Source organism: Streptomyces sp. cg40 (assembly GCF_050320165.1).
In the GTDB taxonomy this organism is placed as follows: Bacteria; Actinomycetota; Actinomycetes; order Streptomycetales; family Streptomycetaceae; genus Streptomyces; species Streptomyces hokutonensis.
On sequence record NZ_CP190128.1, the window covers coordinates 4,726,011 to 4,738,628 of the forward strand.

General features: G+C 70.3%; 13 protein-coding genes and 1 tRNA gene. 7 read left to right on the forward strand and 7 right to left on the reverse strand.

Annotated features, from left to right (window positions below; all coding sequences use genetic code 11):
• Nucleotides 1-6: 6 nt before the first annotated feature.
• From ACQHII_RS20805 to ACQHII_RS20820, 4 genes are all read left to right on the forward strand, one after another.
• The gene (locus tag ACQHII_RS20805; protein WP_427920712.1) at nt 7-516 is read left to right on the forward strand and encodes a carboxymuconolactone decarboxylase family protein; all 510 of its coding nucleotides are present in this window, start codon (nt 7-9) and stop codon (nt 514-516) included.
• A gap of 37 nt (nt 517-553) precedes the next feature.
• A complete protein-coding gene (locus ACQHII_RS20810; RefSeq protein WP_427920713.1) occupies nt 554-1,654 on the forward strand; it encodes a hypothetical protein in 1,101 nt (366 codons plus the stop codon).
• 104 nt (nt 1,655-1,758) lie between these two features.
• Nucleotides 1,759-1,831: transfer RNA gene (locus ACQHII_RS20815), tRNA-Arg, on the forward strand.
• Between the two features lie 177 nt (nt 1,832-2,008).
• Nucleotides 2,009-2,575 carry a Uma2 family endonuclease gene (locus tag ACQHII_RS20820; RefSeq protein ID WP_427920714.1) on the forward strand — a complete coding sequence of 189 codons (567 nt, stop codon included), beginning with the start codon at nt 2,009-2,011 and terminating at the stop codon, nt 2,573-2,575.
• Between the two features lie 141 nt (nt 2,576-2,716).
• On the opposite strand, the gene ACQHII_RS20825 is transcribed toward ACQHII_RS20820, so the two are convergent.
• The 5 genes from ACQHII_RS20825 to ACQHII_RS20845 all read right to left on the reverse strand — a co-directional run bounded on the left by ACQHII_RS20825 (nt 2,717) and on the right by ACQHII_RS20845 (nt 8,317).
• Nucleotides 2,717-3,160 (reverse strand): hypothetical protein, encoded by a 444-nt coding sequence (locus ACQHII_RS20825; protein ID WP_427920715.1) that lies wholly within the window; start codon nt 3,158-3,160, stop codon nt 2,717-2,719.
• A gap of 74 nt (nt 3,161-3,234) precedes the next feature.
• A complete protein-coding gene (locus tag ACQHII_RS20830) occupies nt 3,235-3,558 on the reverse strand; it encodes a hypothetical protein (protein WP_427920716.1) in 324 nt (107 codons plus the stop codon).
• 948 nt (nt 3,559-4,506) lie between these two features.
• Nucleotides 4,507-5,622 carry a DUF475 domain-containing protein gene (locus ACQHII_RS20835; protein WP_427920717.1) on the reverse strand — a complete coding sequence of 372 codons (1,116 nt, stop codon included), beginning with the start codon at nt 5,620-5,622 and terminating at the stop codon, nt 4,507-4,509.
• Between the two features lie 191 nt (nt 5,623-5,813).
• Nucleotides 5,814-6,935: a GNAT family N-acetyltransferase gene (locus tag ACQHII_RS20840; RefSeq protein WP_427925375.1), complete on the reverse strand. Its 1,122-nt coding sequence runs from the start codon at nt 6,933-6,935 to the stop codon at nt 5,814-5,816.
• A 194-nt stretch (nt 6,936-7,129) separates the two neighbouring features.
• A complete protein-coding gene (locus ACQHII_RS20845; RefSeq protein ID WP_427920718.1) occupies nt 7,130-8,317 on the reverse strand; it encodes an MFS transporter in 1,188 nt (395 codons plus the stop codon).
• A gap of 71 nt (nt 8,318-8,388) precedes the next feature.
• On the opposite strand from ACQHII_RS20845, the gene ACQHII_RS20850 reads away from it, so the two are divergent.
• The 3 genes from ACQHII_RS20850 to ACQHII_RS20860 all read left to right on the forward strand — a co-directional run bounded on the left by ACQHII_RS20850 (nt 8,389) and on the right by ACQHII_RS20860 (nt 10,887).
• Nucleotides 8,389-9,363, forward strand: coding sequence for an ArsR/SmtB family transcription factor (locus ACQHII_RS20850; protein WP_427920719.1), 975 nt, complete (start codon nt 8,389-8,391; stop codon nt 9,361-9,363).
• 69 nt (nt 9,364-9,432) lie between these two features.
• Nucleotides 9,433-9,936 carry a glutathione peroxidase gene (locus tag ACQHII_RS20855; protein WP_234469711.1) on the forward strand — a complete coding sequence of 168 codons (504 nt, stop codon included), beginning with the start codon at nt 9,433-9,435 and terminating at the stop codon, nt 9,934-9,936.
• Between the two features lie 78 nt (nt 9,937-10,014).
• Nucleotides 10,015-10,887, forward strand: coding sequence for a MerR family transcriptional regulator (locus tag ACQHII_RS20860; RefSeq protein WP_427920720.1), 873 nt, complete (start codon nt 10,015-10,017; stop codon nt 10,885-10,887).
• A 208-nt stretch (nt 10,888-11,095) separates the two neighbouring features.
• Here the strand turns inward: ACQHII_RS20860 and ACQHII_RS20865 are convergent, their stop codons facing one another.
• Both ACQHII_RS20865 and ACQHII_RS20870 read right to left on the reverse strand, forming a co-directional pair.
• Entirely contained in the window at nt 11,096-11,305 is a 210-nt protein-coding gene (locus tag ACQHII_RS20865) for a DUF397 domain-containing protein (RefSeq protein WP_427920721.1), read from the reverse strand.
• 241 nt (nt 11,306-11,546) lie between these two features.
• On the reverse strand, nt 11,547-12,404 hold the full coding sequence (locus ACQHII_RS20870) for a helix-turn-helix domain-containing protein (protein ID WP_427920722.1): 858 nt from the start codon (nt 12,402-12,404) through the stop codon (nt 11,547-11,549).
• Between the last annotated feature and the right edge of the window lie 214 nt (nt 12,405-12,618).

A 12,618-nucleotide genomic window follows, 5' to 3' on the forward strand; every position in this document is an offset into this window, starting at 1 on the left:
ACGACTGTGGACTACCCCGATCTCACCGAACTCCCGGACGACCTACGGAAGATCGCCGCCGAGCGGTCGGCCGTGAACATCTACCGCATGGTGTTCCACTCCCCCGCTCTCGCCCCCGCCTTCCTCCAGATGGCCGACGCGATCTTCCAGGGCGCCCTGCCCCACCCGCTGCGCGAACTCGCGATCCTCCGGGTCGGACACACCTACCGGGCGCCGTACGAGATCCACCACCACGAGAACATCGGCCGGCTCCTGGGACTGGACGAGGCCGGCATCGCCGCCGCGGGAACCGGTTCGGCCGAGGGTCTTACGGCGGAGCAGACGGCGGTCCTCTCCCTGACCGACCGGTTGCTGGAGCAGCACACGCTCACGGAGTCCGACCGCGCCGAGGCCCTCTCGTTCCTCACCGCCGGGCAGCTCTCCGACCTGGTCCTGACGGTCGGCTTCTACCAACTGGTCTGCAACTTCCTGAACGCCTTCGGCGTGACGACCGAGGGCGAGAAGGCCCCCTACTAACCCTCGAAACACTTGCCCACATCGTCCAGGAGGATCGATGAAGCTCGCCTGGCAGGACTCCGACGTCCTCGACCTGCCCACCCTGGGCACCCGCGTCACCGCCTTCGACGGCCTGGCCGAGGTGCCCGGCGGCTACGGCGCCCAACTCGCGTGGGCCCGCGACCGGGCCAAGGTCTTCCGCACCGAGTTCGCCGCGACCGGCACCCCGGACAGCGTGACGACCTGCGACCTGATCACGCTGCCGTACCCGACCAAGTTCGGTCTGTTCAGGGCCAGTCGGGCGATCGCCCCGTTCCTGTCGATCACCAACCGCATGCTGGTGGTGCGCTGGACGGAGAGCGACGGCCGCAAACGGGTCCTGCTGTTCGAGCCCAGCGACCACGAACTGGGCCAGAACACGCCGTACTTCGCCGCGCTGATCCGCCGCACCCCCAAACCGCTCCAGTCCCTCCTCACCACCCAACACGGCACGGTCCTGGGCCACTTGGCCCGCCTGGGCATCAAACCGGAGGAGGTGGACTACCTCCTCTTCGACCACCTCCACACCCAGGACCTGCGCCGCTGGGTGGGCACCGTGCGCCCCCAGCCGGACCTGGGCGGGCCCGTACGCCCCGCCTTCCCCAACGCCAAGGTCGTCGTACAACGCCACGAGCTGCTGGCCATGTCCCAGCTGCACCCCCTCCAGCAGCCCTGGTACCAGCCGGAGACCTACCGGGACGTGCGCCCGGACGCGTTCCTCCCCGTGGACGGCTCCCTGCTCCTCGGCCCCGGCGTCGCAGTGATCGAAACCCCCGGCCACGTCCTCGGCAACCAGACCATCGTCCTCAACACCTCCACCGGCATCTGGGCCAGCAGCGAGAACGTCATCGCCGCGGAGTGCCTGGCTCCCGAGCACTCGAAGATGCCGGGCCTCGCCCGCTGGGCCCGCACCTGGGGCCAGGAAGTCGTCCTCAACGCCAACACCATCGAGACGACGGCCGACCAGTACAACTCACTGATCATCGAGAAAACCCTGGTCGACCCCTCCCAGACCGACCCCCGCTTCCCCCAGTTCTTCCCCTCCAGCGAACTGACCGCCTCCTGGGCCAACCCGGGAACGTCCCCCACTTTCACCCACGGGGCGATCACCCACTCGTGAGAACGCCACCCGCCGACCAACCGAAATGACCCGCCGGCCACCCATGCGCCACGCGCTACACTGACGCCGGTGGCACAGCCGTACGCCGGCTACGCGGCCACCCCGCCTTCGTAGCTCAGGGGATAGAGCACCGCTCTCCTAAAGCGGGTGTCGCAGGTTCGAATCCTGCCGGGGGCACAGCTTGTGCACCAGGTCAGACAGTCGGCAGGCCCTCCGTTCATTTGGACGGAGGGCCTGCTTGCTGACCGGACGACGGCCGATGGGTGCGCGCGGGACAAGCCTGCCGACGGACGGCAGACAGTACGCTGAACGCAGCGGGATCGGGCCCGCGGCACAGCGTCCGGGAGGTGCTTCATGACGGCCGAGATGACGGCCCCGGCGTGGATGCATGAGCAGATCACGGCGGCGGAGTACGAGTCCTGGTCCGAGGAGCAGTGCGCCGGGATCGAGATCGTGGACGGGATGGTCGTCGTGAGTCCCAGTGCGTCCAAGCGGCACAACCGGCTGGCGCGGATTCTGGCGAACGCCCTGGATGCCGCCTCGGGCTCGGAGTGGAACGCCGACACCGACTTCGACGTCCGGCTTCAGGACGTCCCGCTCACCAATCGCCGCCCGGACGTCGTCGTGTACCGCGCCGACACGATCGACATCACCCCCACCCGCCCTGAGCACGTGCTGCTGGTCGCGGAGGTGGTGTCGCCGGGCTCGGAGACCACCGACCGGATCGTGAAGGTCGATCAGTACGCCAAGGCCGGAATCGGCTTCTACTGGCGGATCGAACAGGCCGCGACAGGCGTTCCCCTTGTGTACACCTACGTTCTCGACCCCGCGACGAAGACCTACCGGGACGGAGACGTGTTCATGGGCATCCTGAAGGTGGCGGCCCCTTTCCCGGTGGAGATCGACCTCGGCCAGATCTGATCCAGCGGTCCACCAGGTGGCGAGTCAGGTCTACGGCCGGTGCCCCGTCGCGGAGTGAGCAGAGCGCCGGCCCGGAGGTCTCCTCCAGGCCGGCACGTGGTTCGGCCGCGGACTCATCGTCCGGGACCGTTTGCTACATGGTCAGCTGGGAAGCGGTGGAGTAGACCACAGCGAGGTGTCCGCCCCGCCCGGCCCCGGCCGTACGAACCACACGGCGCCGGTCCGTTCCCGTACCCCGACGACACACCTGGTGGCCGTGTCGGTCACGGCGGCGGCGAGGCATCCCGGGTGGTCCGCGAGCAGTGCGCGCACCCTGTGCCTGGCCGGCAGCGGGGGCAGCGGCAGGCGGCTCACAAGCACATCGGCGTGCTCCCTGAGCGCCGTCCGCCGCGGGCTGTCCGCGTCCACCCACAAGTGCACATCGCAGGGAAACGGGCCGGGCGCGTGCGAGCAGCCCGGCGGACGGGCGTGCCACCTCGCGGCCGACGACAGCGGGTGGGTGCGTACGAGTGCCGGGCCGCGCGCCGAGTCCGGGCACCGGGCGACGAGGAACGACCGGACCTCCGGGCCGTCACCACGGGACACCCCGTCGATCCATGCCGCCCGGAAGCACACACTGACCCACCCGGCGTCCGGCTCCGGGCCCGCGGGCCGGTCGCTCACAGTGTCGCCGCGCTGTCCGCGGAGATCTCCCAGGTCGTCAGTGCCGGCGGGGACGGAGGCGGCGCGACGAAGGGCGGACGGGCGGGTTCGCCCAGTCCGAGCAGGCGGTAGACGACGGACCGCATCCGCCGGTGGAACTGACCCGGCGCCGACGACAGCGAGGCGGCGACCTGGTCGTACTGTCCGGGTCGGTACAGCTGTGCCGCGTACTCCAGTTGCTCCGCCAGCGGATACATGACGACCACGAGCCGCTGTCCGTCCCCGATGCCCAGCGCGCGGCGGTTGCCGTGACCCGCGAACACGTTGGGGTGGACCAGCATCGCCACGCGGTAGCCGTCGCCCGGCAGTTGGCCCAGCAGTTGCGGCAGCAGGGAGTCGAGCCGCCCGAACGTCGAGGCCGGTCCCGGCTCCGCTCATCGCCGCCGACTGGATCGTCGGCGACCACGGCTCGCTGACCGCGTACGGCACGCTCACGGACGCGACGATGCTGCTGACCGCCGGATCCCGGCGGGAGATCTCCCCGCACTCTCCGATCGCCCTGCTGTCCGCGGTCGCGCCCGGACTCGCGTCCGCCGCGGCCCGCCATGATCCGGTCGACGCACGGATCGCCCACCACGTGGGCCACCGGAAGCGCCTCCGGGCAGGACCCCGCGAGCTCCTCCAGGGCCCGGTCGTGGGAGTAGACGATCGCCGCCGGGACCAGCCGCCCCGCGTGCAGCAGGTGCCGGCGGCTGAGCATTCCGGGCGGTCTCGGCTCTCCCGGTGCGAGCGCGGAGACGTCGGTGAGCAGTTTGATCTGTCCTGCCCCGTGCGAGATGCGTACGACCGGGGCGCGCAGTTCGTGCACTCCGCGGAAGCCCGCTACGAGCGCGAGGTCGAACTCGGCCCGCCGCGCTTCCTCCCAGGGCACGGTGGTGATGCCCAGGCTCCGCAGGAACTCGGTGACCCCGTTGCCGAAGGCATGGGGCGGGGCGGTGAAGACCAGCTGGATGCGCAGGTCGGTCTCCAGCAGTTCGAAGACCTCACGCAGCCGTTGGGCGAAGGTCACTGTGTGCACGACCACGAGGACCCTCTTGCAGTCCCGCACGGTCAGCCAGTGCCCCTGCTCGATCAGTGCTTGTTTCGTCGTTCTGACGGACACGCGATCCCCCATCGCTCGTCGTTGGGTACAACGGACGGCGGGAGGGTTCCCTGTGCCTACGGCGGTTTCCTTGCACTCCTCTTGCAACACCCTTGCCCCGGTGCGTGGATGGGCTGCCGTGGTGCGGTTACGGCACCCTCGCCGCATCCGCGTCCTCAGTCGGCGCCGTCTCCTCGGCCCCCGCGAGCGCGTTGTTGCGGCGGACCGAGGACCAGAAGGACCAGCCGATCAGCAGGACGCCGACCAGGCCGGTGATGACCTCGTTGATCTGGTACTGGATGGTGACCATGAGGATCACGGCCAGGGCGCCGATCGCGTAGTGGGCGCCGTGCTCCAGGTAGACGTAGTCGTCCAGCGTGCCCTGGCGGACCAGGTAGACCGTCAGCGAGCGGACGTACATCGCTCCGATGCCCAGGCCCAGCGCCATGAGGACGATGTCGTTGGTGATGGCGAACGCGCCGATCACGCCGTCGAAGGAGAAGGACGCGTCCAGGACCTCGAGGTAGAGGAACATGAAGAACGCGGCCTGGCCGGCGAGGACCACCGCCGAGCGGTCGCTCTCCCGCTCGCGTTCCTCCTCCGCCTCCAGGCGGTCCTCGAAGAAGCCCGAGAGGCCGCCGACGATCATGTACGTGATCAGGCCCGCGATGCCGGAGACGAGGACCGTCTGGGCCTTGTCCGCGTGGGCGCCGCCGTGCTGGTGGGCGTGGACCGCGAAGGTGGACGACGTGATCAGCAGGACGATCAGGGCGAGGCAGACCGAGAGCATGTCGACCTTGCCGAGCCTGGCGAGGGGGCGTTCCAGCCAGCCCAGCCACTTGATGTCCCGGTCCTCGAAGACGAAGTCCAGGAAGATCATCAGGAGGAACATGCCGCCGAAGGCCGCGATCGCCGGGTGGGCGTCGGTGACCAGCTGTTCGTAGCGGTCCTTGTCGGTCAGGGCCAGGTTGACCGCGTCGATCGGGTTCTTCTTCGCCGTGACGGCGACGATCACGACCGGGAACGCCAGGCGCATGCCGAACACCGCGATCAGGACGCCCACCGTGAGGAAGATCTTCTGCCAGAAGGCGGACATCTTCTTCAGGATCCCGGCGTTGACCACCGCGTTGTCGAAGGACAGCGAGATCTCCAGGACGGCCAGGATCGCGATGACGCCGAACGCCGTCCAGCCGCCGTACCAGACTCCCAGGGCCAGGCCGAGCGCGGTGACCGCGAACGACCAGCGGAAGGTCTTCAGAAGCACGGGTTGCCCCTTCCTGTTGTCGCGCGGTCGCCCGCGGGCCGGGTGTCCGTCAACTGCCCCGACCATCATCGGCGTTGTCTACCACGGCCGCCTGTCGTACGGGTGACGGGGCGGACGAGGAGCATGAAAAAAAGAGGCCCCGGACGTCTCTATGGTCCAGGGCCCCTTTCGGAGGCGGTGGTGCCGCGTCGTCACTTCTTGAGCGCCGCCCGGCCCGATGTGCGCAGCGCGCCCACCGTCTTCAGGAGGCGGTCGGCCGGGTCGCGCAGGGACTGGTGGGCCAGGACCGTGTTGCGCAGGCCGCGGACCGGACGGCGCCACAGGCGGTGGGCCGTGGCCACCGGGTGGGGGCGGGTGGCGAAACCTTCCCCCACGCGCAGTTCGCGGGTCTTGAGCCAGTCCTTCCACTCCTTGTCGCCGCGCCCCAGGTCCATGAGCCGCACGCCGTGCCGGCCCGCCTCCTCCGCCATCCTGAGGTGCATGATCAACCCCGGGGAGTAGTACCGGAGTTCGGGGTCGTACGCCGTGAACCAGGCCGCGAACAGCGTGCGGGACGTCGGCCCGAAGTGGGCCGCGACCGGGCGCTCCCCGGCGTAGAGGACCGACAGGATGCCGGTGAAGTGCTCCTCGCGGACCCGGAACAGGTGGTCCACGAGGTCTACGATCCACGGGCGGGCGAAGCGGTCCATGCGGCCGGTCCTGCGGTACTGGGCGGACTTCCACCGCATCAGCGTGTGCAGGACCTCGGGGTTGCGGTCGTCGTAGACGAAGCGCATCTCGCCGAGGTCGCGGCCGAGCCGGCGTTCCTTCTTCAGCGTCGTCTTGGCGATGCCGGGGTACGCGCCGCGCAGCCACTCGGCGTAGGGGACCTCGCCGTCGCCGTCCTTGAGGTCGATGACCGGGGAGGCGAAGGTGCCGGTGACATGGCGGCCGAACGGCTGCTGTTCCTCGACCAGATGGTCGAACTCGAAGACCGACAGGCCGCAGGCGCGCAGGAGTTGCTGGACGTCCCAGGTGACACCGGGCCGGTGCACCAGGGCCTGGCAGTCGGAGAGGCCGAGGCCGATGGCCCGGCCGACGCCGACGGGGTTGCGCTCGTACGGGAAGAAGCCGACCGGCTCCCCGCCCTCGTGCAGCACCGCCACCTGCGCACCGCCGCGGTGACGGCCGACGCCGTCCGCGAACTCCGGTGCCAGGAAAGGGTTCGCGTAGTCCGGCGACTCGTCCATCGCCTTGTGCCAGGCCTGGCGGAGCGAGGTGCCGAGCTCCTCCGGTCTGTGGATCGTGATGTCCGCGTTGCCGTTGGATCGCATGGATCGCATGGGCGACCGTCCCCCCACATTTCCCCCACGACGCGTCGTCCGCGCCCTGCCTACTCCTTCCACGGTACGACGAGACACGAACAGTTCGGCAGGTCTCAAACGTCGCGAAACAGTACGGACGCCGTCAAGGATGCCTGTGGTCACGGAAAAAGCACGGATCGTACGGATCGCCCGGCCGGTGTCGATCAGGACACGCCGGCGGCAGCGGTCACCGGCCGGTCCCGTCGGGCGCTTGCCGCCAACACCCCTGTCACCGCCGCCGATGCGGTCGCCATCAGGGTCATCGCCGTTGCGGGAGAGGTCAGTTGGGCCGCCGTGCCCGCGAGGGCCGCGCCGACGCCCTGCATGGTGAGCAGGCCCGCTGAGCGCAACCCGAGGGTGTGGCCCGCGAGTTCGTCGGGGGTGAGCTCCATCAGGCGCTCCTGGAGGACCAGGCTCGCGCCGTAGCCGACCGAGGCCACGCACACGGCGATCGCCGCCCACGGCATGCCCGGCCGCAGCGCGAAGAACAGGTACGGCGCCGCCAGCAGCAGGCGCAGCGGGACGTCGAGGCGGGCGCGCAGGGCGGCCGGTACGAAGCGGCCCAGGGCCAGGTCGCCCACGAACATGCCCAGCGCCGCGCTCGCGAACAGCGTGCCCGCGGACCCGGGGTCGTAGGGGACGTAGAGCGATTCGCAGCCGACCACCAGGCCGTTGGGGACCCACAGGCCGAGGTAGGTGAGGCGGCGGGGGCGGGAGGACCACAGGAGGGCGTTGGTGCGCCAGGTCGCGGCGACGGACGGGCGGCCCGCGGCGCGGGGCGGGCGGGCGGTCAGGCCGAGGCGGGTGACGAGGGCCGTGGCGGCGTAGAGGGCCGCGGCGAGGAGCAGACAGCGGCGCGGGGAGAGCAGGGCCAGCAGGGCGCCGCCCGTCGCGAAGCCGGTGACCTGCATCAGGCCGGTGGCCATGTTGAAGACCGAACGCCCCAGCAGGAAACCGTTCTTGGGCAGGATCTCGTTCAGCAGGCCCCCGCTCACTCCCCCGCCCAGCGAGGCGATCAGGCCCTGCGCGAAGACGACGCCGAAGGCCGCGCCGATCGGCAGGCCGGGCAGCGCCAGCACGGCCGTACAGACGGCGAAGGCGGTGTTGATGCCGGCCAGGGTGGCGCGCGGCGGCAGCCGGTCGGAGCCGGAGAGGAAGAAGGTCGCGCCGAGCATCTGGGCGAGCTGCGGCCCGAACATGCTCACTGCCGACAGCAGCGGCGAGCTGGTCGCGCGGTACACCAGCGTGGCGAGCGCCAGCCCGCTGATCGTCTGGGCCGCGTTCTGGACGGCGTAGGACAGGAAGAACGGCGTGTACTCCGGGGTGCGGAAGAGCTCGCGGTAGCTGCGCATGCGGGGAGTCTGCGGGGGTGCGCGGGCGGGTCGTATTCTTTCGCGCGGACGCGAAACGACAGGGGGCGCGGATGGGGTGGTGGCAGCTCAACGCGGACACCCTCGCCGGGAGCCGGTTCGTGCTGTCGCCGTTCGCCGAGACCTTCGCCGCGCTGAAACTGCTGCACGTCGGGGTGGCCGCGCACCCCGGCGAGCAGGCGTGGCTGCGGAACCAACTGCCTGGCTACCGAAGGGTGTTGGCGGCCGACCCGGTCACCGCCCTGCTGATGCGGGCAGGCATCGGACGGTCCTGGATCGCCGACTTCCTCTCCCCCACGCCCAGGGACCGCGAACCCTTCGAGGCGGCCGTCGCCCGCGTGCGTACGACACCTCCCGCCACCGCGCGGGCCGACCTCACGGTCTCCCTCCCCGGGCCGCTCCCCGCCGCCCTGGAGCGCGACGATCTGCCCGAGCGGGCGGCCCGGCTGCTGGAGTACGTCTGGGAGGAGACCGTACGGCCGTCCTGGGAGCGGCGCCGGCGCGTTCTGGAGGCCGATGTGGTCGCGCGCACCGCGCAGGTGAGCCAGGGCGGCTGGGCGGCCGTGGTGGACGCGCTGCGGCCCGGGCGGACGCGGTGGCTCGGGGAGAACCGGCTCCAGGTCAATCTGCACGAGTATCCGCCGCGCGAGATCTCCGGCGCGGAGCTGGTCTTCGTGCCGGTGACGGCGAGCGGGGCGAGCGGGGGATGGGTGTCGTGGGAGGAGCCGGACCGGTACGCGATCGTCTACCCCTGCGCGGGGGCGCTCGCCGACCGCGGAGGGCGGCCGGTGCCCGCGGCCCTCGGCGCACTGCTGGGGACCGCGCGGGCCGGGGTGCTGGTGCTGCTCTCCGCGCCGATGAGCACCAGCCAGCTGACCGCCGTGACCGGGCAGGGGCTCGGCTCGGTGGGCCGGCATCTGAAGGTGCTGCTGGACTCGGGGCTGGTGGAGCGGCGGCGGGCGGGGCGCTCGGTGCTGTATTCGCGGACGGCGGCGGGGGAGGTCGTGGTGGAGGCTGCGGGGCTGTAGACCGCCTGTGGACGCGGAGGGGCATGGGCCGCTCGCGAGAACGACATTTACCGGAGTTAGCATCCGGTTATGACGACTACAGAGAACACGGGTCCCCTCGCCGTCGAGATCGGGTCGCTCAAGGGCGGCTCGGCAGACCTTTCCCAGTACGCCGGCCAGGCCGTCCTCGTGGTGAACGTGGCCTCCAAGTGCGGGCTGACCCCCCAGTACACGGGCCTTGAGCGGCTCCAGGAGCGGTACGCGGCACAGGGCTTCACCGTGCTCGGCGTGCCCTGCAACCAGTTCCTCGGGCAGGAGCCCGGCAGCGCCGAGGAGATCGCCGAGTTCTGCTCGGCGACCTACGGCGTGACCTTCCCGCTGACCGAGAAGGTCGAGGTCAACGGCGACGGCCGGCACGAGCTGTACGACCGGCTCGTCGGCTTCGCGGACGCGGAGGGCCACACCGGCGACATCCGCTGGAACTTCGAGAAGTTCCTCATCGGCCGCGACGGCACGGTCGTCGCCCGCTTCTCCCCGCAGACCGAGCCGGAGTCGGCGGAGATCGTGGCGGCGGTGGAGGGTTCCCTCGCCTGAGCAGGTGTTGACCTTGCCCCTGGGGCAGGGCTGAGCGTCCTTGTCGCCGGGCGGACAGAAACCGCCCGGTGACGGAGGATGGCTGAGGTGGACGACGAACTGCTGACCATCGGGGCGTTCGCGGCCAGGGCGCGGCTTTCGGCCAAGGCGCTGCGGCTGTACGACCGCCTCGGGCTGCTGACCCCCGACCGGGTCGACGCGGCCAGCGGCTACCGCTACTACCGCGCCGGCCAGGTCGAGCGGGCCCGACTCGTGGCGCTGCTACGACAGTTGGACATGCCGCTCGCCCAAGTCGCCGCGCTGGTCGAGGCGGACGGGGCGGACGCGGCCGAACTCCTCGCCGCGTACTGGACGGACGTGGAGACCCGGATCGCCGGGCAGCGCACGCTCGCCGAGTACCTCCGTGCACGCCTTTCGGGGAGGAGCTCCGAGATGTACGGAAAGTTCGTGGTCGAGACGGTCGAGGTGCCGCAGCAGGTGCTGATCACCGAGACCCGGCACACCCTCGCGGACGAGTTGCCCGCCTGGATCGGGGCCTCGCTCGGGCGCCTGGAGGCGGCGGCCGAGGAGTGCGGCGGCGTGAGCGGCTCGCCGTTCGTCGTCTACCACGCCGAGGTGTCGACGGAGAGCGACGGCCCGGCCGAGTCCTGCGTACCGGTCGCGGACGAGGCGGCGGCGCGGGCGTGGGCCGCGCGGCAGAACCGGGCCCGGCAGACCGCGGTCCGGGTGGAACCGCCCCGGCGGCTGGCGTACACCCGCATCACCAAGGCCCAGGTGGCACATCCACAGATCCTGGCCGCGTTCGAGGCGGTGGAGCGGTGGGTGGCCGCGGAGGGGCTCCGGTACGCCGGCCCGTGCCGCGAGGTGTACTTCGCGGAGTGGTCGGCGGCGGGGCCGGAGGACGCGGTGTGCGACGTGGCGTTTCCGGTGGAAGGCGATCCGGCCCGGTAGGCGCGGCGGTAGTCCAACAACCTCAGGAACGGGGCTTGTTGGCCGTGGCACGAGCTGAGCAGCCGTAGAACCGGCCAGGTCGGCGTCGTAGCCGTGGAACGGGCCGGTCGGGCGCGTGGGGTGGGCATGGCCGAGCCCCCTCGGCCGGGACGGCGGGCCAGTCGAGAGGGCTCTTTCGGTGAATCTATGAAATTGGAGTGGTCATCCGTCACGCGAGGCCGACAGCCCCCCTGCCGACCTCGGCCACGAAGGCGGTCCACGCGTCGACGGGGAACGCCAGCGTGGGGCCGTCGAGGGTCTTGGAGTCCCGTACGGCCAACGCCGCGAGAGCTGGGGACTTGACCTCGACACACGCGCCGTTCCCGGCCGAGTACGAGGACTTGATCCAGTTGTCGTTGGCGCCTTGCTGAATTGCCATTTTTGCTCCGGTTACGCCAGTTGATGAGTCGCTGTCACCGCGCACCCGGTCCGGCCACGAACACTCCGGACGGACAACACGGTTTGCGCCAACGCCTGTTGCTCGATGGCGTGATCGACGCTACTCGCCAACATCGGTAGGCGAAGCGGCCATTCACTCGACCGGGTGGCATATTCCCCTGGTGCTTCCATCCTGGCTGGCGGAAGGTGTACAGTGCGGCCCCTTCCGCCGGACAGGCCACTCAGCGGGCGTACTCCTTCGCGATGTCCGCGATGAACTGGTGCGACTGGTCCACGTTCAGGGCCTGGGCGCGCAGATGCTCGTACATGACGCTGTACTTCTGCACGTCGGCCGCCTTCTCCAGGTACAGGTCGCTGGTGACGCCCTCGATGTACACGACGCTGGAGTCCGCCGCGTCGGGGAACTCCAGGATCGCGTACTGCCCGTTGAGGCCGGGGTGCGCGCCCACCTCGTAGGGCAGCACCTGCACGGTGACGTGCGGGAGTTGGGACATCTCGGCGAGGTTCTCCAACTGCTCGCGCATGACCTGGCGGCCCCCGACGACCCGGCGCAGCGCGGCCTCGTCCAGCACCGTCCACAGGCGCAGCGGGGACTCCGCGGCGGAGACACGTTCCTGCCGGCGCAGCCGCACCTCGACGCGCTTCTGGATGTCGCCCGGCGAGGTCTCGGGCAACGCCCCCCGAATCAGCGCCTCGGCGTAGGGCCGGGTCTGCAACAGGCCCGGGATGATCTGGGGTTCGTAGGCCCGCAGTGACGCCGCGTCCGTCTCCAGGCCGATGTAGACGCTGTACGGGATGTCGCCGAAGGAGTGCCACCAGCCCTGCTGGCGCGAGTCCTTGGCCATCTGCATCAGCGAGTCGACGATCCGGACGTCCTCGACCTCGTAGACCCCGCACAGATCGCGGACGTCACGCTGGCTGATGCTGCGCCGGCCGTTCTCCAGCCGGCTGATCTTCGACTGCGACACCAGCAGCCGCTCGGCGACCTCTTCGGCCGTCATGCCCTTGAGCTCTCGGAGCCGACGCAACTCCTGGCCCAACCGGCGTCGCCTGACGGTGGGATTGACACTTGACGCCACGGGAACGTGCACCTCCGGCTGCATACCTCTGCTTGCCACTGCTCTGCTTACTGCTACTTGCCGCTACTTGCTGCTCACTGCTTGCCACTTTGCGTATCTGCTGTTGAGCAGACTGCCACCAAGGTGGTTTCTACCGCTGGGAAACGGTGGATATGCGGCAGGTACGAGCCAGGTTCCGGTCGTCCACGGTGTCCGTAGATGCGGCCGAGCGGGG

What these genes read in the sequence shown, in the direction of transcription:
- ACQHII_RS20840 (WP_427925375.1), bottom strand. Translation starts at nt 6,935, where the DNA reads ATGCGATCCAACGGCAACGCGGACATCACGATCCACAGACCGGAGGAG.
- ACQHII_RS20845 (WP_427920718.1), bottom strand. Translation starts at nt 8,317, where the DNA reads ATGCGCAGCTACCGCGAGCTCTTCCGCACCCCGGAGTACACGCCGTTC.
- ACQHII_RS20850 (WP_427920719.1), top strand. Translation starts at nt 8,389, where the DNA reads ATGGGGTGGTGGCAGCTCAACGCGGACACCCTCGCCGGGAGCCGGTTC.
- ACQHII_RS20810 (WP_427920713.1), top strand. Translation starts at nt 554, where the DNA reads ATGAAGCTCGCCTGGCAGGACTCCGACGTCCTCGACCTGCCCACCCTG.
- ACQHII_RS20830 (WP_427920716.1), bottom strand. Translation starts at nt 3,558, where the DNA reads ATGCTGGTCCACCCCAACGTGTTCGCGGGTCACGGCAACCGCCGCGCG.
- ACQHII_RS20860 (WP_427920720.1), top strand. Translation starts at nt 10,015, where the DNA reads ATGGCTGAGGTGGACGACGAACTGCTGACCATCGGGGCGTTCGCGGCC.
- ACQHII_RS20855 (WP_234469711.1), top strand. Translation starts at nt 9,433, where the DNA reads ATGACGACTACAGAGAACACGGGTCCCCTCGCCGTCGAGATCGGGTCG.
- ACQHII_RS20865 (WP_427920721.1), bottom strand. Translation starts at nt 11,305, where the DNA reads ATGGCAATTCAGCAAGGCGCCAACGACAACTGGATCAAGTCCTCGTAC.
- ACQHII_RS20820 (WP_427920714.1), top strand. Translation starts at nt 2,009, where the DNA reads ATGACGGCCGAGATGACGGCCCCGGCGTGGATGCATGAGCAGATCACG.